The 22,313-nt window shown below is 63.2% G+C and carries 18 protein-coding genes; 11 read left to right on the top strand and 7 right to left on the bottom strand.

Translation table 11 applies throughout. The features are described 5' to 3' along the window. The coding region (locus tag ACTHLA_RS12565; protein ID WP_440189659.1) for a barstar family protein at window positions 1-221 on the top strand (221 nt) is incomplete at its 5' end. A gap of 59 nt (window positions 222-280) precedes the next feature. Here ACTHLA_RS12565 and ACTHLA_RS12560 read toward each other — a convergent pair. Then, window positions 281-1,720, bottom strand: a complete 1,440-nt coding sequence (locus tag ACTHLA_RS12560; protein WP_440189656.1) for an aldehyde dehydrogenase family protein — start codon at window positions 1,718-1,720, stop codon at window positions 281-283. Window positions 1,721-1,974: 254 nt separating this feature from the next. Between ACTHLA_RS12560 and ACTHLA_RS12555 the strand changes: the two genes are divergently transcribed. The 9 genes from ACTHLA_RS12555 (at window position 1,975) to ACTHLA_RS12515 (ending at window position 16,731) form a co-directional block, all read left to right on the top strand. Beyond that, window positions 1,975-3,135 (top strand): DegT/DnrJ/EryC1/StrS family aminotransferase, encoded by a 1,161-nt coding sequence (locus ACTHLA_RS12555; protein WP_440189653.1) that lies wholly within the window; start codon window positions 1,975-1,977, stop codon window positions 3,133-3,135. Between the two features lie 292 nt (window positions 3,136-3,427). Then, window positions 3,428-4,648: an ammonium transporter gene (locus ACTHLA_RS12550; RefSeq protein ID WP_440189662.1), complete on the top strand. Its 1,221-nt coding sequence runs from the start codon at window positions 3,428-3,430 to the stop codon at window positions 4,646-4,648. Between the two features lie 365 nt (window positions 4,649-5,013). After that, window positions 5,014-6,480 carry an NAD(P)-dependent oxidoreductase gene (locus ACTHLA_RS12545; protein WP_440189650.1) on the top strand — a complete coding sequence of 489 codons (1,467 nt, stop codon included), beginning with the start codon at window positions 5,014-5,016 and terminating at the stop codon, window positions 6,478-6,480. Window positions 6,481-6,482: 2 nt separating this feature from the next. After that, window positions 6,483-10,997: a glutamate synthase large subunit gene (gene gltB / locus ACTHLA_RS12540; RefSeq protein ID WP_440189648.1), complete on the top strand. Its 4,515-nt coding sequence runs from the start codon at window positions 6,483-6,485 to the stop codon at window positions 10,995-10,997. 352 nt (window positions 10,998-11,349) lie between these two features. Further along, complete coding sequence (locus ACTHLA_RS12535; RefSeq protein WP_440189645.1) at window positions 11,350-11,805, top strand: hypothetical protein; 456 nt, start codon at window positions 11,350-11,352, stop codon at window positions 11,803-11,805. Window positions 11,806-11,940: 135 nt separating this feature from the next. Beyond that, entirely contained in the window at window positions 11,941-12,456 is a 516-nt protein-coding gene (gene ssb, locus ACTHLA_RS12530) for a single-stranded DNA-binding protein (protein ID WP_440189642.1), read from the top strand. Between the two features lie 65 nt (window positions 12,457-12,521). After that, complete coding sequence (gyrA, locus tag ACTHLA_RS12525) at window positions 12,522-15,296, top strand: DNA gyrase subunit A (protein WP_440189639.1); 2,775 nt, start codon at window positions 12,522-12,524, stop codon at window positions 15,294-15,296. Between the two features lie 21 nt (window positions 15,297-15,317). Continuing rightward, a complete protein-coding gene (coaD, locus tag ACTHLA_RS12520) occupies window positions 15,318-15,806 on the top strand; it encodes a pantetheine-phosphate adenylyltransferase (RefSeq protein WP_440189636.1) in 489 nt (162 codons plus the stop codon). A gap of 13 nt (window positions 15,807-15,819) precedes the next feature. After that, complete coding sequence (locus ACTHLA_RS12515; protein WP_440189633.1) at window positions 15,820-16,731, top strand: peptidylprolyl isomerase; 912 nt, start codon at window positions 15,820-15,822, stop codon at window positions 16,729-16,731. Window positions 16,732-16,805: 74 nt separating this feature from the next. Here the strand turns inward: ACTHLA_RS12515 and ACTHLA_RS12510 are convergent, their stop codons facing one another. Beyond that, window positions 16,806-18,110, bottom strand: coding sequence for an OmpP1/FadL family transporter (locus ACTHLA_RS12510; RefSeq protein WP_440189630.1), 1,305 nt, complete (start codon window positions 18,108-18,110; stop codon window positions 16,806-16,808). Between the two features lie 217 nt (window positions 18,111-18,327). Here ACTHLA_RS12510 and ACTHLA_RS12505 point away from each other — a divergent pair, with 217 nt between their 5' ends. Beyond that, window positions 18,328-18,672 carry a DUF2147 domain-containing protein gene (locus tag ACTHLA_RS12505; protein ID WP_440189627.1) on the top strand — a complete coding sequence of 115 codons (345 nt, stop codon included), beginning with the start codon at window positions 18,328-18,330 and terminating at the stop codon, window positions 18,670-18,672. A 3-nt stretch (window positions 18,673-18,675) separates the two neighbouring features. Here ACTHLA_RS12505 and ACTHLA_RS12500 read toward each other — a convergent pair whose 3' ends face one another. The 5 genes from ACTHLA_RS12500 to ACTHLA_RS12480 form a co-directional block, all read right to left on the bottom strand. Beyond that, window positions 18,676-19,422 carry a phosphoadenylyl-sulfate reductase gene (locus tag ACTHLA_RS12500; protein WP_440189624.1) on the bottom strand — a complete coding sequence of 249 codons (747 nt, stop codon included), beginning with the start codon at window positions 19,420-19,422 and terminating at the stop codon, window positions 18,676-18,678. A gap of 2 nt (window positions 19,423-19,424) precedes the next feature. Continuing rightward, window positions 19,425-19,901 carry a DUF934 domain-containing protein gene (locus ACTHLA_RS12495; protein WP_440189621.1) on the bottom strand — a complete coding sequence of 159 codons (477 nt, stop codon included), beginning with the start codon at window positions 19,899-19,901 and terminating at the stop codon, window positions 19,425-19,427. Next, window positions 19,888-21,528, bottom strand: a complete 1,641-nt coding sequence (locus ACTHLA_RS12490) for a nitrite/sulfite reductase (protein WP_440189618.1) — start codon at window positions 21,526-21,528, stop codon at window positions 19,888-19,890. The genes ACTHLA_RS12495 and ACTHLA_RS12490 overlap by 14 nt, the downstream gene beginning before the upstream one ends. A 2-nt stretch (window positions 21,529-21,530) precedes the next feature. Further along, a complete protein-coding gene (locus ACTHLA_RS12485) occupies window positions 21,531-21,836 on the bottom strand; it encodes a DUF2849 domain-containing protein (protein ID WP_440189615.1) in 306 nt (101 codons plus the stop codon). Further along, window positions 21,833-22,313: uroporphyrinogen-III C-methyltransferase (locus ACTHLA_RS12480; protein ID WP_440189612.1), on the bottom strand; the 481-nt coding region annotated here is incomplete at its 5' end. The genes ACTHLA_RS12480 and ACTHLA_RS12485, both read right to left, overlap by 4 nt.

Raw genomic sequence — 22,313 nt, 5'->3', positions numbered from 1 at the left:
GGCATGGACGCAATCTCAACGCCCTCATCGATTCAATTGTATGGGGCGATATAAACGGTATTGAGCCACCATATACCATACGCATATACAAGCTCAGTCAGGCTGCCCCGGATGCACGGGAGGAATATAAAATTTTTTTGAAATACCTGCCGGAGTGCAAGGCGGAATATTTCGCGCGTGAAGGTAGACCACGCGAGGTTTACTTTGAAATTATGACATGAAAAACGGCGTTTCCGGTTAAGGAAGCGCCGTTCTGGTATTTGAAAGTGTCGCTGACGTCTTACGGTTGGATATAGGCCGTCTTGACGATGGTGTAGAACTCCACCGCATAGGCGCCTTGTTCGCGCGGGCCGAAGCTGGAGGCTTTGCGGCCGCCGAACGGCACGTGGTAGTCAACGCCCGCGGTCGGCAGGTTGACCATGACCATGCCCGACTGGATGCGGCGCTTGAAGGTTTCCGCCGACTTCAGCGAGGTCGTGCAGATGCCCGCCGACAGGCCCATCTCGGTGTCGTTGGCGACCTTGATCGCTTCTTCCAGGTCCTTGACGCGGATGACCGAGGCGACCGGCCCGAAGACCTCTTCCTTGTTGATCTCCATGTCCGGGGTCGTCTTGTCGATCAGGGTCGGGGCGTAATAATAGCCGGGCGTGCCAAAGGTCAGGTCTTCGCCGCCCGCGACGACGGCGCCGCCTTGTTCCTTGGCCTTGGCGACGGCCTTGCGCGCGATATCGAGCTGTTCCTGCGAGGCGATCGGGCCCATCTGGACGCCCGCAGCTCTGGAGTCGCCGACCTTGATCGCGGCGGTCGCCTTGGCCAGTTCGGAGACGAACTTATCGGCGATGCCTTCGGTGACGATGATGCGCGACGAGGCCGTGCAGCGGTGACCGGACGAGAAGAAGGATGAGTTCAGCACCGAATTGACGGCAATGTTCAGATCGGCGTCGTCCAGCACCACGACTGGGTTCTTGCCGCCCATTTCGCACTGGACGCGCTTGCCCTTGGCGACGGCCTGGTCGCGTACGCGCGTACCCGTAGGCACCGAGCCGGTGAAGGAGATGGCGTCGCAGCCGTCAATCATCAGGGGACCGGCGACCGAACCGCGCGCGAACACGACGTTCAGCACGCCCTTGGGCAGGCCGGCGCGGTGCAGAATGTCGGCCAGAGCCCAGGCGCAGGCCGGGGTCAGCTCGGCGGGCTTGCACACCACGGTGTTGCCGAAAGCGATGGCCGGGGCCATCTTCCAGGCCGGGATGGCGATCGGGAAGTTCCACGGGCAGATCAGGCCGATGACGCCGACCGGTTCGCGGGTGATCTCGACCTTGACGCCCGGACGGACCGAGTCCAGCACCTCGCCGTGGGCGCGCAGGGCTTCACCGGCGAAATATTTGAAGATGTGACCGGCGCGGGTGACTTCGCCAATGCCTTCCGGCAGAGTCTTGCCTTCTTCGCGCGACAGAAGCGCGCCCAGTTCGGCCTTGCGCTCAAGGATCTCGCTGCCCGCCGCGTCCAGCACGTCGAAGCGCTGCTGCGGGGTCGAATACTGCCAGGTTTCGAACGCCTCGCGCGCCGCCTTGATCGCGGCCTGCACCTCGGCCTCGCCCGCCTGGGCGTAAACGCCGATGACGTCATTGGTGTCCGACGGGTTGATGTCGTTGAAGGTCTTGTCGCCCTTCACCCACTCGCCGTTGATCAGATTGCCGAAGACGTTGCCGTCCGCCATGTCGATGTCTCCTTTTAGGACTGTTCTGGTTTGACGCTATGCGGCTCTATAGGCCGATATGGTAGCGATAACAACCGGGATATTCGCCGCCTCTATATAGTCAGACATATGCTCGATGTCACCCTGTGCGGCGCGGTCTTTATTGGTATTTTCTGAAACCTTGGGAAATGCCTTTTGAGATGCGATTTCCTTCGGGTGTAGTAAAGCCCGATTGCGCGTTTTCTCGCGCGCCGATATTCAAGAAGGTGATCCGTATGGCTATTCCGTTCATTGATCTGGGGACGCAGCGCGAGCGCATCGGCGCGAAGATCGAAAGCGCCGTCCTCAAGGTCATCGGGCACGGCGCCTATATTATGGGCCCTGAAGTCAGGGCCTTTGAGGCGGACCTCGCCAGATTCGCGGGCGCGAAGCACGCCCTGAGCTGCGCCAACGGCACCGACGCGATCGAGCTGATCCTGCTGGGCCTGGGCGTCTGCAAGGGGGACGCCGTGTTTGTGCCTAGCTTCACCTTCGTCGCCACGGCGGAAGTCGTGCCGATGACCGGCGCCGAGCCGGTCTTCGTCGATATCCAGCCGGACACCTACAATATCGATCCGCTCAAGCTCGATGAGGCCATTGAAGCGGTGAAGGTCGAAGGGCGTTTGAAGCCCGCCGCTATCATCGCGGTCGATCTGTTCGGTCAGCCCGCGGACTATCCGGCGCTTTCGGCGATTGCCAAAAAGCACGGTCTGCATCTGATTTCGGATGCCGCGCAGGGCTTTGGCGGCACGATTGACGGGGTGCAGTCGCTGGACTGGTGCGTCGCGACCGCGACCAGCTTCTATCCGGCCAAGCCGCTCGGCTGCTATGGCGACGGCGGCGCGGTGGTGACCAATGACGATGCGCTGATGGAGCGGATGATCTCGTTCCGCGTCCATGGCGGCGCGACGGCGACGGATGTGGCCGAGCGCAACTATATTCACGAAGCCAAGTATCTCAATGTGCGCATTGGCATGAATTCGCGCCTCGATACGATTCAGGCGGCGGTGCTGCTGGAAAAGCTGGCCATTTTCGGCGAGGAAATCGCGCTGCGGCAAATGGTCGCCGCGCGCTACAACGATAAACTGGCCGGGCATGTGATCAGCACGCCCTATGTCAGGGACGGTTATGTCTCGACCTGGGCGCAGTACACGATCGAGCATGACAACCGCGACGGCCTGCAAGCGCACCTTCGCGACAAGGGCATTCCTACGGCGGTCTATTATCCGATCCCGCTGCACGAACAGCCCGGCTATGCGATGTTCACCAGCGGGACACGCGATCTCGGCGTCTCGGAAGCCAAGGCGAAGACGGTGATCAGCCTGCCGTTCAGCCCCTACCTGTCCGAGGCCGTACAGGACGAGATCGTCGCTGCGGTGATCGGCTTTACGGCGTAGGGCGGGGCGTCCGAAATGACGCCGCATTGCCAATTGTGACGGCATCGTGAAGCCGTGTTAGGAAATTTTCCGAAAAATAGCCTGATTTGTCGGAAGGTTTGACTTTTAAAACACGTTCCATCCTGCTATGAGGCCGCGATCCGTCACAATTCGCGGTTTCACACGAAGCGCTTTAGGCTTCGCGCCCTGTCGCGCTGTGACCTGATTTAACCTGTTTGGAGACCTGACGCCTGTGGCCATCCTGTTGACCAGTCTGAGCACGCCTGCGCCCCAGCTTCTGGCGCATCAGGCGATGCTTGTCCTGAATTCGGGCGATACGGCGTGGATGCTGGTCTCGACGGCGCTGGTTCTGTTCATGACCCTGCCGGGCGTGGCGCTGTTCTATGGCGGCATGGTGCGTAAGAAGAACCTGCTGGCGACCATGGCGCAGTCGGTCGCCGTGACGGTGATCGCCGCTGTGATCTGGGCGCTGATCGGCTATTCTCTGGCTTTCGGCGTCAACGGCTCCGCTGCGGTCAACGCCGTCCTCGGTTCGTTCGACGCCCTGGGCCTGCACGGGGTGCGGCTTGACACCGCCTACGCCGCCGCGCCGCAACTGCCGGAATATCTGTGGGTCGCCTATCAGATGACCTTCGCGATCATCACCCCGGCCCTGATCGCCGGTTCCGTGGTCGAGCGCATGAAGTTCTCCGCCTTCTGCCTGTTCATCGCCCTGTGGAGCGTCTTCGTCTATGCGCCGGTCTGCCATTGGGTCTGGGGCGGCGGTTTCCTTGCTCAGATGGGCGTGCTGGACTTCGCGGGCGGCGCCGTGGTTCACGTCAATTCCGGCGTCGCGGGTCTGGTCGCCTGTCTAGTCATCGGCAAGCGTAAGGGCTTCGGGCGCGACAATATGGCCCCGCACAATCTCGGCTACACCATGATCGGCGCGGCCATGCTGATGGTTGGCTGGCTGGGCTTTAATGCGGGCTCCGAATGGAAGGCCGACAGCCTGGCCGCCGTCGCCGCGCTCAACACCATCCTGGCGACCATGACGGGCGCCATCGGCTGGACCGTGCCGGAATGGATCGAGCGCAAGCAACCGACCCTGTTAGGCATGGTGTCGGGCATGATCGCGGGGCTGGTGGCCATCACCCCGGCGGCGGGCTTCGTCAATCCGACCGGCGCCCTGTTCATCGGCCTGAGCACCGGTCCGATCTGCTACCTGTCCTCGACCTATGTGAAGAACTTCTTCCGTTACGACGACTCGCTCGACGCCTTTGGCGTCCATGCGGTCGGCGGTTTCACCGGCGCGCTTCTGACAGCCGTGTTCGCCGATCCGGCGATCAATACGGCGGGCGCGAACGCCAGCGTGCTCAAACAGTTGATCGGCCTGATCGCCGTGATCGCCTGGAGCGCGGTGGTCAGCTTCCTGATCCTCATGGCATGCAAGGCGACAACAGGCCTTCGCGTCACAGAGGAGCAGGAGATCGAGGGCCTCGATCAATCGCAACACGGGGAGACGCTGCACGGATAATCTGTTAGATTGCAGCGCTGACCAAATCTCCCCCTCGCGATTGACCGGAGGCCCGGCGGACAGGCAAGACCTGAACGTCGTCTCAAGGATCAGCCGAGGGGGTTTGCATGTTTAGATCTGCGCCCCATAGTATCGAATGATACGAAAACGGCAATTTTGTCATAATGACCGAAAACATGGCAAATATGCCGCAGGCGCGAGATTAAGACTTTTCTTTGCGGGACTTTTGCGCTTTTAGCAAAAGCACGCGCGAGCCTCATGCCAAAAAGTGGTCGCCACTTTTGGGAAAGACATGAGGCGCCAAAGATGCGGGGCCGGACGTTTCCGGTCGCAGCCGGAGTCTCCGGCAAGTAAGGGCTATGCTTATGGATACGAACCGTTTTGTGGTTGAAGTCAAAAAGACCCCGAAGAAGTCGGACGCGAAGACACGCGTAACCAACTTCGGCGAGATCTATGCCGACTTCACACCGAACGAGGCGTCGCATCAGTCGTCGCGCTGCGCCCAGTGCGGCGTGCCCTTCTGTCAGCATGGCTGCCCGTTGCAGAACAATATCCCCGACTGGCTGCGCCTGACCGCCGAGGGCCGCATCGAGGAGGCGTGGCAGATTTCGTCGGCGACCTCGACCCTGCCGGAAATCTGCGGACGCATCTGCCCTCAAGACAGATTATGCGAAGGCTCATGCGTGCTGGAGCAGTCGGGTTGGGAAAACGTCACCATCGGCGCGGTCGAGCGCTATATCAATGACAAGGCGTTCGAGGAGGGCTGGATCGAAGCGATCACGCCGGTCGTCGAGCGTCCGCAATCTATCGGTATTATCGGCTCCGGCCCGGCGGGCATCGCCGCCGCGGACCGTCTGCGTACGCTCGGCTACAAGGTCACGGTCTATGACCGCCATGACCGCGCGGGTGGGCTTCTGACCTATGGCATCCCGTCGTTCAAGCTGGAAAAGGAGGTCGTGGCGCGCCGCACCGACCGTCTGGCGGCTTCGGGTGTCGCATTCGCGCTGAATGTCAATATCGGCGAGGACGTCGCCTTTGAGGAGTTGCGCGACAAGCACGACGCCATCCTGATCGCCACCGGCGTCTATAAGGCGCGCCGTCTGTCGGTTCCGGGCTGCGGCTCTAAGGGCGTGGTCGCCGCGCTCGACTTCCTGATCACGGCCAACAAGGTCGGCTTCGGCGACCAGATCGCCGATTTCGATAATGGCCGTCTCAACGCCAAGGGCAAGAATGTCGTCGTGATCGGCGGCGGCGATACGGCCATGGACTGCGTGCGCACCTCGATCCGTCAGGGCGCCAAGTCCGTCACCTGCGTCTATCGCCGCGACCGCGCCAATATGCCGGGTTCCGACCGCGAGGTCGCCAATGCCGAGGATGAGGGCGTACGCTTTGAATGGCTGTCCGCTCCCAAGGCGGTGCTGGGCGACGCCGACAGCGTCGAGGGCCTGAAAATCCAGCGCATGCGTCTGACCACGCCGGACGCGCAGGGCCGTCAGGCCGTCGAAGAGATTCACGGCGCCGAGGCCGATCTGCCCGCCGACCTGATCATCGAGGCACTGGGCTTCGAGCCGGAAAACCTGCCCGTCCTGTTCAACGAACCGGGGCTTGAGGTCACGCGCTGGGGCACGATCAAGACCATGGCGGGCGAGTTCCAGTCGATGGTGCCGGGCGTGTTCGCCGCTGGCGACATCGTGCGCGGCGCCTCGCTGGTCGTCTGGGCCGTGCGCGAAGGCCAGGACGCCGCCGCCGACATTCACCATTACCTGCAAACCGAAGCGCTGTCGGCGGCCAACGCCAACAGCGAGGCCCTGAGCGTGGGAGCCGCGGAATAATCATGACCCAGTTTGACTCGTTTAAGCATTACCAATCGCAACGCCAGCGCCTGATCGAGGCCAACGCCTACGATCCTGAGACGGAAATCTCGGCTTGCGGCGTCGGCGTCGTCTGTTCGATCGACGGCGCGCCGCGCCGCGATGTCGTCGAGTTGGCCGTCAAGGCGCTCAAGGCCCTGTTCCACCGCGGCGCGGTTGACGCCGACGGCAAATCCGGCGACGGCGCCGGCATCATGATCAATGTGCCGCAGGCCTTTTTCCGCAAGCAGATCGAAAAGATCGGCCATAAGCCGCGCCCCGGCCCGATTCTGGTCGGCCAGGTCTTCCTGCCGCGCACCGACCTCGGCGCGCAGGAAACCGCGCGCACCATCGTGGAGTCAGAAATCCTGCGGTCTGGCTTCTACCTCTATGGCTGGCGCCAGCCGCCGGTCGATGTTGCGCAACTGGGCGAGCGCGCCTCGGCGACGCGCCCGGAGATCGAACAGATCATGCTGGCCGCGCCGGAAGGCCTTGAGGGCGAGGCGCTGGAGCGCGCCATGTTCCTGTGTCGCCGCCGCATCGAAAAGCGCGTGGACGACGCCAATCTCGGCGACTTCTACCTGTGTTCCTTCTCTGCCAAGACGCTGATCTATAAGGGCATGTTCCGCGCCGAACTGGTCGATGACTTCTATCTCGATCTGAAAGACCCGGAATTTGTCTCGTCGGTGGCCATCTTCCACCAGCGTTTCTCGACCAACACCTTCCCGGAATGGCGTCTGGCCCAGCCGTTCCGCATGCTGGCGCACAATGGTGAGATCAACACGCTGCGCGGCAATATCAACTGGATGAAGTCGCACGAAATCCGCATGGCCGCCGCCACCTTCGGCGATCAGGCGGCGGACGTGAAGCCGGTGATCCAGCCGCGCGGCTCGGACTCAGCCGCGCTCGACAATGTGTTCGAGCTGTTGGTGCGCGCCGGTCGTTCGGCCCCGATGGCCAAGGCGCTGCTGATCCCCGAAGCCGCCGCCAAGGACGCCAATGTCTCCGAGGCGAACAAGGCGCTCTACGCCTATTGCAACGCGGTGATGGAGCCGTGGGACGGCCCGGCCGCCGTCTGCGCCACCGATGGCCGCTGGGTGATCGCGGGCAAGGACCGCAATGGCCTGCGTCCCTTGCGCGTGTCGGAAACCAAGGACGGTCTGTTGATCGTCGGCTCCGAAGCGGGCATGACCGGCGTATCTGAGGAGCGCGTCGCGCGCCGTATCCATATCGCGCCGGGCCGCATGATCGCGGTCGATCTCGAAGCGGGCAAGCTGTTTGCGGAAGACGAGATCATCGACGCCCTGGCGCAGAAGCACGACTATAAGGGCTGGCTCGAAAACATGATCGAGCTGGAGCCCCTGATCGCGCCGGGCGCCGAGCCGCGCGCCCTGCACGGCGAAGACCTGACGCGCCGTCAGGTCGCGGCGGGCTTTACGCTCGAAGACCTCGACGCCGTGCTCGATCCGATGGTCAAGGACGGCAAGGAGGCGCTTGGCTCAATGGGCGACGATACGCCCATGGCCGTGCTGTCGAACGAATGGCGTCCGCTGGCGCACTATTTCCGTCAGAACTTCGCCCAGGTCACCAATCCGCCGATCGACCCGTTGCGCGAAGCGCAGGGCATGTCCTTGCGCACCCGCTTCAAGAATCTCGGCAACATCCTGGCCGAGGACGAGGCCCAGACCGACGTGTTCGTGCTGGAAAGCCCGTTCCTGACCACCTTGATGTACGAGCGGATGATCAAATTCGACTCGGCGGGCAAGGTCGCTGTGCTGGACGCCACCTTCGCCGCTCCGGCGGAAGGCGTGAAGTCCGGCGAAACGCTGAAAGCCGCCGTCGAAGGCTTGCGTGATCAGGCCGTGGCCGCCGTTAAGGACGGCGCCTCGATGATCGTGCTGACCGACGAGGCCATCGGGCCGGATCGCATCGGCGCGCCGATGATCCTGGCCGCCGCCGCCGTGCATTCGCGTCTGGTGCAGAAGGGGCTGCGCTCCTTCGTGTCGATCGTGGTGCGTTCCTCCGAAGCCATGGACCCGCACGCCTTTGCGGTGCTGGTCGGCGTCGGCGCGACCGCGATCAACCCGTACCTGTCGCTGGAGCTGTTGCAGGAGCGTCTGGCCACGGGCCGCTATCCGGGCATGGACGAACACAAGGCCTTCCTCAACTACAAGAAGGCCATCGAGGCCGGTCTGATGAAGATCCTGGCCAAGAAGGGCATTTCGGTCATTTCGTCGTATCGCGGCGGGTATGAGTTCGAGGCGCTGGGTCTGTCGCGCGCCCTGGTGGCGGAATACTTCCCCGGCGTGACCTCGCGAATCTCAGGCATCGGCCTTTCTGGCATCGAGCAGAAGCTGATGGCCCTGCACGCTCAGGCCTATCAAAGCAAGCGCCCGGCGATCCAGATCGGCGGCTTCTACAAGCTGCGCGCCGCGGGCGAGACGCACTATTATCAGCCGCGCCTGATCCACCTGTTGCAGGACGCCACCACGCGCCGCGATTACGAGACCTTCAAGAAATACTCGACCGCCGTGGCCCAGATGTCGAAAACGCATCCGACCAGCCCGCGCGACCTGCTGGCCTGGAGCGCGCAGCAGACGCCGGTGTCGATCGACGAGGTCGAAAGCGTCAATGAGATCCGCAAGCGTTTCGTCACCCCCGGCATGTCGCTCGGCGCGCTCAGCCCCGAAGCGCATGAGACGCTGAACATCGCCATGAACCGCATCGGCGCGCGCTCGGTGTCGGGCGAGGGCGGTGAAGACCCAGAACGCTATCAGCGCCGTCCCAATGGCGACAATCCGAACTCGGCCATCAAGCAGATCGCCTCGGGCCGCTTCGGCGTCACGGCGGAATATCTGAACCAGTGCCGAGAAATCGAGATCAAGGTCGCGCAGGGCGCCAAGCCCGGCGAAGGCGGGCAATTGCCCGGCTTCAAGGTGACCGAGTTCATCGCCCGTATGCGCCATTCGACGCCGGGCGTGGGCCTGATCTCGCCGCCGCCGCACCACGACATCTATTCGATCGAAGACCTGGCGCAGCTCATTTACGATCTGAAGCAGATCAATCCGCGCGCCCGCGTCACGGTCAAGCTGGTGTCGCAGTCGGGCATCGGCGCGGTCGCGGCAGGCGTCGCCAAGGCCAAGGCCGACGCCATTCTGGTGGCGGGCAATGTCGGCGGCACGGGCGCTTCGCCCCTGTCCTCGATCAAGTTCGCCGGCCTGCCGTTCGAACTGGGCCTGTCCGAAGCGCATCAGGTGCTGACGCTCAACAATCTGCGCGGCCAGATCCGTCTGCGCGCAGATGGCGGCATGCGCACCGGCCGCGATATCGTCATCGCCGCCCTGCTCGGCGCGGAGGAGTTCGGCATCGGCACGGCGTCTCTGATCGCCATGGGCTGTCTGATGGTGCGTCAGTGCCAGTCGAACACCTGTCCGGTGGGCGTCTGCGTGCAGGACGAGCGCCTGCGCGCCAAGTTCACCGGCACGCCGGACAAGGTGATCAACCTGTTCACCTTCATCGCCGAAGAGGTGCGTGAAATCCTTGCCTCGCTCGGCCTGCGCAGCCTTGAGGAAGCGGTCGGGCGCACCGATCTGCTCTATCAGGTGTCGCGCGGCGGCGCCCATCTCGACGATCTCGACCTCAACCCTCTGCTGGTGCGCGTCGATCTCGATCCCAAGGCGACCATCACGCCCGCGGACCAGATCAACGCGGTGGCCGATACGCTGGACGCCAAGATCGTTCAGGACGCGGCCTTCCTGCTGGATCGCGGCGAGAAGATGCAACTGACCTATGCGGTGCGCAACACCATGCGCGCCGTCGGCACCCGCACCTCGTCGGCCATCGTCAACAAGTATGGCTCGACGCTCGACGAAGGCCATCTGACGCTGGAGCTGTCGGGTTCGGCGGGCCAGAGCCTGGGCGCCTTTGCGGTCAAGGGGCTGACGATCAATCTGATCGGCGAAGCCAACGACTATGTGGGCAAGGGCCTGTCGGGCGCGGTCATCGTGGTGCGTCCGAAGGTCTGGAGCGAAAATCAGGCGCTGGCGGGGAACACGCTTCTCTACGGCGCGACCTCTGGTCAGCTTTACATCGCCGGCACGGTCGGCGAGCGCTTTGCGGTGCGTAATTCCGGCGCGACGACGGTGGTGGAAGGCGTGGGCGCGCACGCCTGCGAATACATGACCGGCGGCGAAGTCGTCATCCTCGGCGGCGTCGGCTCGAACTTCGGCGCGGGCATGACCGGCGGCGTGGCCTGGATCTATGATCCCGATGGCCGTCTGGCCTCGCACGTCAACCCGGAAAGCATCACCCTGCGTCCGGTGCATGACGGCCATGTCGCGCGCCTGAAAGACCTGATCCGGTCGCATCTGGACCGCACCCTGTCGCCCAAGGCGCAGGCCATACTCGACGACTGGGAGCATGCGCTGTCAGCCTTTGTCGAGGTGATGCCGAACGAGATACTGGCCATCCAGAAAAAGGCCGAGGCCAAGATCGCATAACGAGAAAGCGGCTCCGAAAGGGGCCGCTTTTTTTGCATTCGTGGCTGAGGTGATGGCTTAAGGGAGGAATCCACAGATAAGCACAGATGTTCAGGATGGATTTCACGCTACCGCTATCGCTGGTGAGACACACGATAAACGGCCTTCGGCCCGCTAAGGTCGGGAAAGCCCTAACCGATAGCGGTAGCGTGTCGTCATCCTGAACATCTGTGCTTATCTGTGGATTCCTCTCTTAACCTCCTGCGCCGCTTCGCCGCCGCCGCAGAAAACGCGCTAACGGCTTTTTGCTTGGCGTGGATGCGCGGATCGTGGTTAAATCGGGCTTCGAGATAAGCGAGAACGGGGAGTTCCGATGCGGCGTCTGGTCATCAGCATAGCGGCCCTTACAGGCCTTGCGGCCTCTTTGGCGCTGGGCGGCTGCACGCCGCAGGTCAAAAGCCCGGATGAGCCGGGCGTATGCTACTTCATCGGCCATCCGACGCCGAAAGAGGTCAAGTTCAACGTGCTGGCCACGAAGGTGCCGGACCTCGAACACTGCGCCGTACATCTCTACAACCTGCGCCGCGACCTGCAAAAGACCGGCACGGCGGGACCGGAGACGGACGGTTCCTATATGGGCATGTTCCTGTTTGCGACCAATACCGAGGTGCGCTCCGGCCAGCATTATGAAGGTCCGGCCTTCCCCTTCCTGGTCAAGGCGCCCGGCGAGGAACGCCTTGTCGGCTTCAATACGGTGGTCGAGGAAGACAACGCGCCGAGCGGCCCCCAGACGGTCAATATCCCCAAAGACCTGCCGCAAAAGAAGTAAATTAACCTTCTGTGGAGCTTATCGCGTAAAGCGTCGCGCAGGCCTTGGCTTGGACGCGTTAAGATTCTAGTGTGGCCCGTTCGACTCGCTTTATGATGAGCGACCCTACGCATAACGACAAAAGGCAAGATTACGATGGCTGGCAGCGTCAATAAGGTTATTCTGGTCGGCAATCTGGGCCGTGACCCGGAAATTCGCACCCTCAACTCCGGCGACCGCGTGGCCAACCTGACCATCGCCACCTCGGAAACCTGGCGCGACAAGATGAGCGGCGAGCGCAAGGAAAAGACCGAATGGCACCGCGTCGTCATCTTCAACGACAATCTGGCCAAGATCGCCGAGCAGTATCTGCGCAAGGGCTCCAGCGTCTATATCGAAGGCTCGCTGCAAACGCGCAAATGGACCGATCAGAACGGCGTCGAGAAATATTCCACCGAAGTCGTGCTGCAAAAGTTCCGCGGCGAACTGACCCTGCTGGGCGGTCGCGGCGAAGGTGGCGGCGCGTCCGCGGGCGGCGGATCGTCGGGCGGCTATAATGATTACGAAGACTCCTATGGCGGCGGGGGCGGCGCTCCGGCGTCGAGCGGCCCGCGCGCGCAGCCTTCCGGCCCAGCGCAGAATTTCGATCTCGACGACGAAATCCCTTTCTAGGTCTTTCGCGCGGCGGTAACGCGCCTTCTCTGCGGGCTGTGATTTAACTCTAAGATATTGAATATATGACCGATACGACCGACGAGACTCAGGGCGAGGGGCCGAACGGGGGGCATTTGCCGGCGGGGATCAGCCCTGTCGCCATCGAGGACGAGCTGAAGCGTTCGTATCTCGACTATGCGATGAGCGTGATCGTCTCGCGCGCCCTGCCCGATGCGCGCGATGGCCTCAAGCCTGTGCATCGCCGCATCCTCTATATGATGGACGTATCGGGCTTCACGCCGGAAAAATCCTACGTCAAATGCGCTCGTCCGGTCGGCGACACCATGGGTCGCCTGCACCCTCACGGCGATTCGGCCATCTATATGGCCCTGGTGCGTATGGCGCAGCCGTTTTCGATGGGCCTGCAACTGATCGACGGTCAGGGCAATTTCGGCTCGGTCGATGGCGACATGCCCGCCGCCATGCGTTATACCGAATGTCGTCTCGCCAAGGCGGCCATGCCGATGCTGGCCGATATCGACAAGGACACGGTCGATTTCCAGCCGAACTATGACGGCAAGGAAGAAGAGCCGGTCGTGCTGCCGTCGCGGATTCCCAACCTGCTGGTCAATGGCGCGGGCGGCATCGCGGTCGGTATGGCGACCAATATTCCGCCGCACAATCTTGGCGAAGTCATCGACGCCTGCGTGGCCCTGCTCGACAATCCGGCGGTGACGACCGAAGAACTGCTCGACATCGTGCCGGGGCCGGACTTCCCGACCGGCGGCGAGATTCTGGGCCGTTCGGGCGCGCGTCAGGCCCTGCTGGGCGGTCGCGGCTCGGTCGTGATGCGCGGCAAGGCCAGCGTCGAGAGCCTGCGCAAGGACCGCGAAGGCATCGTCATCACCGAGATTCCGTATCAGGTGAACAAGGCGGCGATGATCGAGCATATCGCCGAACTGGTGCGCGACAAGCGCATTGAGGGCATTGCCGATATCCGCGACGAATCCGACCGTCAGGGCATGCGCGTGGTGGTCGAACTCAAGCGCGACGCCTCAGGCGATGTGATCCTGAACCAGCTTTACCGCTATACGGCGCTGCAAACCTCGTTCGGCGTCAACATGCTGGCGCTGAACCATGGTCGTCCGCAGCAGATGGGCCTGCGCGAACTGCTGGAAATCTTCGTCGAGTTCCGCGAAGAGGTGGTGGTCCGTCGCACGCGTTTCGACCTCAACAAGGCGCGCGACCGCGGCCATGTGCTGGTCGGTCTGGCCATCGCGGTCGCCAATATCGACGAAGTCATCCATATCATCCGTTCCTCCGCCGATCCGAACGAGGCGCGCGAGCGCCTGACGTCGCGCGTCTGGCCAGCGGGCGACATGGCGCCTCTGGTCGGGCTGATCGCCGATCCGCGTTCCATCGTGCTGGACGGCGGCAATGTTCGCCTGACCGAGGAGCAGGCGCGGGCGATTCTGGCGCTGACCCTGTCGCGTCTGACCGGGCTGGGCCGTGACGAAATCGGCGATGAGGCAAAATCCTTGTCCGACGCCATCGCCGAATATCTGGCTATCCTGTCGTCGCGCGAGCGCATCATCGCCATCGTACGCGAGGAACTGATCGCCGTGCGCGACCAGTTCGCCATTCCGCGCCGCACCACGATCAATGAGGCTGAGGGCGATATCGAGGACGAAGACCTGATCCCGCGCGAGGACATGGTCGTGACCGTCACCCATTCGGGCTATGTCAAACGCACCGCGCTCAACGCCTATCGCGAGCAGCATCGCGGCGGCAAGGGCCGCGCCGGCATGGCGATGAAGGACGAGGACGCGATCACCGGCGTCTATTCGGCCACCACGCACCAGCCGATGCTGTTCTTCTCGTCGGGCGGCAAGGCCTATAAGCTGAAGGTCTGGCGCCTGCCGCTCGGCAATCCGCAATCGCGCGGCAAGGCCTTTGTGAACCTCCTGCCGCTCGACAGCGGCGAGACGATCACTAATATCCTGGCCCTGCCTGAGGACGAGGCGGCCTGGGACGGGCTCGACATCATCTTCGCCACGCGTTCCGGCGATGTCCGCCGCAACAAGCTTTCCGACTTCGTCAATGTCAACCGCGCGGGCAAGATCGCCATGAAGCTGGACGAGGGCGACGCCATTGTCGGCGTGGCCCTCTGCAGCGAAGACAATGACGTGCTGTTGTCCACCGCCGCCGGACGCTCGATCCGCTTTGCGGTCGATGAGGTGCGCGTGTTCAAGGGCCGCGACTCGACCGGCGTGCGCGGCGTGCGTCTGCAGGGCGACGATGCGGTTATTTCGATGGCCATCCTCAAGCGCGTTGACGCCACCCCAGCCGAGCGCGCCGCCTATCTGAAGCGCGCGGCGCAATTGCGCGCCATGACGGGCGATGAGGCCGACGAGGCGCCTGCCGTGGCTGAGGACGAGGAAGAGGCGGCGGAGGCGGGCGATCTCAGCGATGAGCGCTTTGCCGAGCTGGCCGCCAATGAGGAATTTATCCTGACCATTTCCGATATCGGCTTCGGCAAGCGGTCGTCCTCCTACGATTATCGCCGCACCGGCCGGGGCGGGCAGGGCATTGTCGCCATCGACCTGAGCAAGCGCGGCGGCAGGCTGGCGGCTTCCTTCCCGATCGAGGCGACGGACGGGCTGCTGTTGGTGACCTCGGGCGGGCAACTGATCCGCACCAATATCTCGACCGTGCGCATCGCCAGCCGCAATACGCAGGGCGTGACCATCTTCCGCGTCGGCGACGACCGGGTGGTTTCGGTCGAGCGCCTGCCGGACTCCGGCGACGCCGAGGCGGCGGAGGATGCGGACGCGCCGACGCCCGAAGGCGAAGCTTAAACCGCGCTCAGGAGGACGCCCATGCGGATCGGCCTATATCCGGGCACGTTCGACCCGATCACCAACGGCCACAGCGACATTATCGGTCGCGCGGTCAAACTGGTCGATAAGCTGGTGATCGGCGTGGCGCAGAATATCGGCAAGGGGCCGATGTTCACCGTCGATGAGCGCGTCGAAATGATCGCCGAACAGGTCGCCTATCTTGGCGACCGGGTCGAGGTTCGTCCCTTCTCCAGCCTGCTGATGCACTTCGCTCAGGAGGTCGGCGCGGGCGTCATCATCCGCGGATTGCGCGCCGTGGCGGACTTCGAGTACGAATTTCAGATGACAGCCATGAACCAGCAGCTTAATCGTGAGCTGGAGACGGTGTTCCTGATGGCCGATCCGCGCCATCAGGCCATTGCTTCGCGTCTGGTCAAAGAAATAGCCCAATTGGGCGGCACTATCACGCCGTTCGTGAGCCCCAGCGTCGAGACACGCTTGCTGGCGCGCGTCGGAATGTCAAAATGAACGGGATGAATATATGACGGCGATGAAAAAGAAGGTCATGGCGGTTGCCAGGGGTGGCATTGGGGCGGCTGTGGCCTTGCTGGCGATGTCGGCAGGCGGCGCGCAGGCGCTCGATCCCGGTTATCGCGCGCCTGACGCCGAGCACACCCTGGTCATCGACACCACCAAGGGCCGCATCGTGGTCGAGCTGTCGCCGCTGCTGGCGCCGGAATCGACGGAGCGCCTGATCACCCTGACCCGTCAGCATTTTTATGACGGCCTGACCTTCCATCGCGTCATCGAAGATTTCATGGATCAGACCGGCGATCCCAAGGGCGACGGCACGGGCGGCTCGACCCTGCCGGACGTCAAGGCGGAATTCAAAATTCGCCGCGGCCCGGATTTTCCGTTCGCCGTCGCTGCGCGTCCAACCGGTTCGCTGATCGGTTTTGTCGGCGCCCTGCCGGTGGAAAGCCAGGTCGATGCGCTGTTTCCGATGTCGAAGGACGGCAAGGTCGATCTGTGGCCGCAATTCTGTCAGGGCGTGGTCGGTATGGCGCACTCCTATGATCCGAACAGCAATAACAGCCAGTTCTTCCTGATGCGCGGCGCCAATGCGTCGCTCGACAAGGGCTATACCGCCGTCGGCGTCGTCATTCAGGGTCAGGACGTGGTGCGCAAGATCAAGATCGGCGAGCCGCCGGTCGATCCGGACAAGATGACCAAGGTGCAGGTGCTGGCCGATATGCCCGCCGCCGACCGCCCTAAACTCGAAATCATGGATACGTCGGCGCCGCAGTTCCAGACTGTGCTGGATGCGGTGCGCAAGGACAAGGGCGCGGACTTTTCGGTCTGCGACGTGACGATCCCGGTCAAGGATCTCAATGCGCCTGCGCCCGCCGCCCCGGCTGCGACGCCCGCAACGGACGCGAAAGCCAAGAAATAAGCGTCAGACGTCCTGATAAACAAAACGCCGACGGAGCGATCCGTCGGCGTTTTTTATAGCAACTCGGACCTTGATCAGAAGCTCAGACGACCGCCGATCATCAGCACATTGGCCTTGGCGTTGTTCATTGTCCCGTTGAAGACCATATTGGTCTGCGCCGCCGTGCCATAATAGGCGGCGGTGGTGTAGTTCAGCTTGGTCTTGTTAAAGGCGACATAGGTATAGGCGGCGTCGAGCGCGAAGGTCGGCGTGACCTGCCAGGTCGCGCCCATGGCGTAATCGACGCGGTCGGAATCCGGCACGCGCGCATCGCGGTGATCGTCGCGCGTCGGAGTCGGGTCGGTCTGTACGCCCGCGCGGATCGTCCATTGCGGGTTGATCGTATAGTCGAAGCCGACCGCCACCGATGTGGTGTCGCGATAATCTTCCGGCATGGCTTCGCTCAAAGGCGCGCCGAGCGTAATATAGTCGAACTTGCTCCAGCCGAACTGGATGGCCTGAGCATGCAGGGCCAGGTTCGGCGTCGCCTGCAAGGTGGCGCCGAGGATCAGTTGCGACGGCGTCGAGAAGGTCGCGCTCACCCCGCCCTTGGACATATTGACGGCGGCCAGCGGTCCGAGCAGGCCGGTGATGTTGACCGTGCCGTTCAACTGGTGCTTGACGGCGGACTTGTAGCTAAGACCGACGACGAGATTGCCGGTGTGCGCCTGGGCGCCCAGCGAATAGCCCGTGTCCCAGCCGTCGCCTTCCAGCAGCAGGCTGCCGTCGGGCAGGGCGGCGCTCAGGTTCGGCATCTGGTTGGCCAGGGTCGCCTTGGTGTATTCCGCATTAAGCCCCACGCCGAGATCGAGCCAGTCCGTGACCTTGAAGGCGAGGGTCGGCTGAATATCGACCGTGGTGAGGCGGGTCTTGGTGGCGTTGTAGCGCGCCCAGCTATCGGTGGCGTAATTGGTCTCGAAGCTGAAGGGCGAGGTCACCGAAACGCCGAAGGCGATGCGGTCGGTGAGCGGCATGGCGAAGGAGACGTTCGGCAGCACGCCGTTCTTGATCGGGCCGTCAGCGGTGGCAGCGCCGCCCATCGAGGCGGGCGCCTGACCCGGACGCACGATGACCGAACCGTTGTCGTTCACCGACCCTTTAGGGTTGATATAGGCGGCGCCGAAGGTCAGCTCTTTGGTTTTCACATTGGCGATCGAGGCAGGGTTCCACCACAGGGCGTCCGCGCCCTGCGCCGAGGCGGCGCCGGAATAGGCGTTGCCCGCCTGCTTGGCGGACAGATCCTGCAAATAGAAGCCGGAGGCGTGCGCCGCGCCGGACATTACAAGGGTTGCGCCCAGCGCGAGGGCGAGCGCCGAGGCGGCGGTTTTAAAGGCGGTCATATTCGTTTGCTCCTGCGGCAATTCCACCTGGTTGATCTCTTACGTAGGCGCTCTTTTCCATCGGCGCCGTCGCCAGATGATTGCACACTTGACCAGAGGGTCAAGTTTTTTGTTGACGCGCACGTCAATTCAGCGAATTTATTGTACGTAATCGTCAAGCTTAGTTACTCTTGCGCAACAGATCGCATGAGGCGACGTTAAAAACAGGAGAATGCGGATGTTGCGGATCACCATGTTGACGGGCGCCGCCTTTTTAATGCTGGCGGGCAGCGCCGCGGCGGCCCAACCCATTGAGGGCGACTGGCTGACGCTTAAAGGCACAACCGCCCATATCGCACCGTGTCAGACCGACAAGTTCTGCATCACCCTGATGGACGGCCAGCACGCCGGCAAGCAGATCGGCGTCCTCAAAGGCATGGGCGGCCAGTATGTCGGCCAGGTCACCGATCCCGACAATGACAAGACCTATGACGGTTCGGCCACGGTCACCGGCAATGCGCTGAAGCTGCAAGGCTGCGTGATGAAGGTGTTCTGCAAGTCGCAGGTCTGGTCGCGTAAATAGCGCTCAGATGCCGTCGCCTGCATAGATGGGCGTGTGGATGCCGCATTCGACCTTTTCGGCGCCCGCCCAGCGGCCTGAGCGCGCGTCCTCGCCCGCTGCGACCGGCTTGGTGCAGGTGAAGCAGCCGATGGACAAAAAGCCCTGCTCGACCAGCGGGTGCGGCGGCAGGTCGTGGTTCTGGAAATAGGCGGCGATATCGTCGGCGGTCCAGGCCGCCAGCGGATTGACCTTGAAATGGCGTCCATCCCATTCGACGACCGGCAGGCCCGCGCGCGTCGCGCTCTGGTGGCGCTTGCGGCCTGAAATCCAGGCGCCGTAGCGCTCCATTTCGCGCGCCAGCGGGCGCACCTTGCGCAAATCGCAGCAGGCGTCCGGGTTGGTGCGCCACAGCGTGCCCTTAGCGTCTTCATTCACCGCCTCGTCCGCGTCTGCGCGCAGATTGATCAGATTGGTCAAACCCAGGCGTTTGGCCAGTTCATCGCGATATTGCAGGGTCTGGAAGAAGTGCCGCTCGGTGTCGAGAAAGATGACCGGCAGGTTCGGGTCGATCTGCGCGATCATGTGCAGCAGCACAGCGGAGTCCGCGCCAAAGGACGAGGACAGGCTTATCTGGCCGAAAAACTGGTTGCGAATGGCGTCGCGCAGAATGTCCTGCGCGGTCCAGCCTTCGTATTGCGCGCTCAGTTCGACGGCGCGCTGGCCGTTCACAGACCTTTGCTGGTCTTTCAGGACATCGATCAGGACGGTCATGGTCAGACCGTCACGGGATGACGCAAGGCCCAGACGGGCAGGGCGGCGTCGGCCGCGCTCTGATAGGTCGTGGCATAGCGTTGGGCGGCGGCGCGGATCGCTTCGGAGGGGGCGGCGTCCTTGATCAGGAACTCATCGAAGCCGCAGCGCAGCATGTAAAAAAGCTGGTCGCGCAGCACGTCGCCGACCGCGCGGATCGCGCCAGTAAAGCCCGCCTCGCGCAGGATGCGCGCGCTCGAATAGCCGCGTCCGTCGCGATAGCCGGGAAAGGCGATGTCGAAACGGGCGATATGCTCGACGAAGGGCAAGAGTTCGCGCACGTTCTGACCGGGCTGGATCGTCACCGCATAGCTGCCGTTAAGGCCGTCCAGCTCCGTCACGGCGCGGTCGAAATCGAGCGTTTCGATCTCACCCGCGGGCAGAGGATCGCCCGCGCGGTTGACCAGTTGAGGCTCATAGGAAGAATTAGGCCGGCTCATGCAGGGCCTCCGCAAAGGCTTCGCGACCCAGACGTTCGAGCGCGTCGATGAAACGCTCGCCCTCGTCCTTGCGCAGTTTCAGATAGAGTTGCACGACGCGCTCGATGGCGTCGGGCACGGCTTCGGCGGACAGGCCCTTGCCGGTGATGACGCCAAGCGCGGCGTTTTCGTCGGCGCGACCGCCGAGCAGGATCTGATAGAATTCCACGCCCTGCTTATCGACGCCTAAGATTCCGATATGACCGACATGGTGGTGGCCGCAGGCATTGATGCAGCCGGAAATCTTGATCGACAGATCGCCGATTTTATCGGTGAGCTGCGCATCCTCGAAGCGTTTGGAAATGTCCTGCGCCAGCGGGATCGAGCGCGCATTGGCCAAAGAGCAGTAGTCGAGGCCGGGGCAGGCGATCATGTCGGTGATCTTGCCGCCATTGGCCGTTCCCAAACCCGCCGCGTCGAGGCGGCTGTAGAGCGCATAGAGATCGTCCTTGGCGACGTGCGGCAGGATGATGTTCTGCTCGTGCGAGACGCGCAGTTCGCCGTAGCCATACTGGTCCGCAACATCGGCCAGCAGGTCCATCTGCGCCGACGAGGCGTCGCCCGGCGGCGCGCCTGCGGGTTTCAGCGACACAGTGACCGACAGGTGATTGTCCTGACGGTGGGCCAGGGTGTTGTTGCGCAGCCAGCGCGCAAAGCCCGGATCGGCGGTCTTAGCGCGCGCGAAGGCGGCTTCGTCGAATCCGGTCTTCCACGCAGGGGCGGGGAAGAAGCTCCTGATGCGGTCGATCTCGGCGGTCGGCGCGTCAATGCGGCTTTTGTCCAGCGTCGCCCATTCGGCCTCGACCTGACGCGCATATTCGTTAGGGCCCAAGGCGGCGACCAGAATCTTGATGCGCGCCTTGTAGATATTGTCGCGACGGCCGTAGCGGTTATAGACGCGCAGGCAGGCTTCAAGATAGCTGAGCAGGTTCTCGCCCTTCAGGCCGGTCTTGATGCAATGGCCGAGGCTCGGCGTGCGCCCAAGCCCGCCGCCGACATAGACGTCGAAGCCTTCCGGTTTGGCGTGCAGGCCGATGTCATGGACGCGCACGGCGGCGCGGTCGCGGTCGGCGCCGGTGATGGCGATCTTGAACTTGCGCGGCAGGAAGGTGAATTCCGGGTGGTTGGACGACCACTGCCGGATCAGCTCGGCCCAGGGGCGTGGGTCTTCGTGTTCGTCCTTTGCGGCGCCGGCGAACTGGTCGGTGGTGGTGTTGCGGATGCAGTTGCCGGAGGTTTGCAGCGCGTGCATTTCGACCTCGGCCAGTTCTTCGAGGATCTTCGGCGCGTCCGCCAGTTTGATCCAGTTGAACTGCAAATTCTGGCGCGTGGTGAAATGGCCGAAATCGCGGTCATAGGTGCGCGCGATATGGGCCAGCTTGCGCACCTGCTTCGAGGACAGCACGCCATAGGGGACGGCGATGCGCAACATATAGGCGTGCAGTTGCAGATAGAGGCCGTTCATCAGCCGCAGCGGCTTGAACTGGTCCTCGGTGATCTCGCCCGACAAGCGGCGCGCGACCTGATCGGCGAACTCGGCATTGCGGTCGCGGACAAAGGCGTGGTCGAAGGCGTCGTACTGATACATGCTTAGTCCTCGAAGATGTCGGCGCGCTGGAACTGGCGGGCCAGGGCGTCGGCGGTCGCCCCGATGGTCGGGCCGTTGGCGCGCACGAATTCGCGCACATGTTCGCGTTGCACCGGCGCGCCGTCGGCCTTCAGCGGGATCAGATAGACGCCGACCACCTCGGTCTCACGCGCGGCCCACGTCTTTTGCAGCGCCTCGGCCTCGGCGTCGTCAAGCCGCGCGGCGTGGGCGGCGTCCTCCACCCATCCCTGCGGCGTGTACCAGATCGTCAGGCCGTCGCTGAGACGGTTGGCGGTCAGGAGCTTCATGCGTTCACCTTTGCGGCTTGTTCGATGACGCCGCTTAAATGCGCGTCGGATGTATAGAGCGAGGCGACCTCGCCGATGACCAAAAGGGCCGGACCCTTGACCGCTGCGACGGCGGCTTCCAGCGTCGCCAGCGTGGCGGGGGTGCGGCGCTCATCGCGGCGCGTGCCGTTCTCGACGATCAGCACCGGCGTGTCGGCGGCGCGGCCATGCCGCATCAGGCGGCTGGCGATCTCATGCGCGGTGGCGACGCCCATATAGACGACGAGCGTATGGTTCGGCGCCGACAGGGCCGACCAGTCGAGCATCAGCGGATTGGAATGATCGCCGTCCTTCGCGTGGCCGGTGATGAAGGTGACGCTCTGGGCGTGGTCGCGATGGGTCAGCGGCACGCCCGCCGAGGCCGCGCAGCCGAGCGCCGCCGTAATGCCGGGCACGATATGCACTTCGATCCCGGCGGCGCGCAGGGCTTCGACCTCC

The organism is Asticcacaulis sp. (assembly GCF_051956075.1).
Classification (GTDB): Bacteria; Pseudomonadota; Alphaproteobacteria; order Caulobacterales; family Caulobacteraceae; genus Asticcacaulis.
Note: the sequence above shows the minus strand (reverse complement) of the source record. Positions and strands in the feature narration are given on the sequence as shown.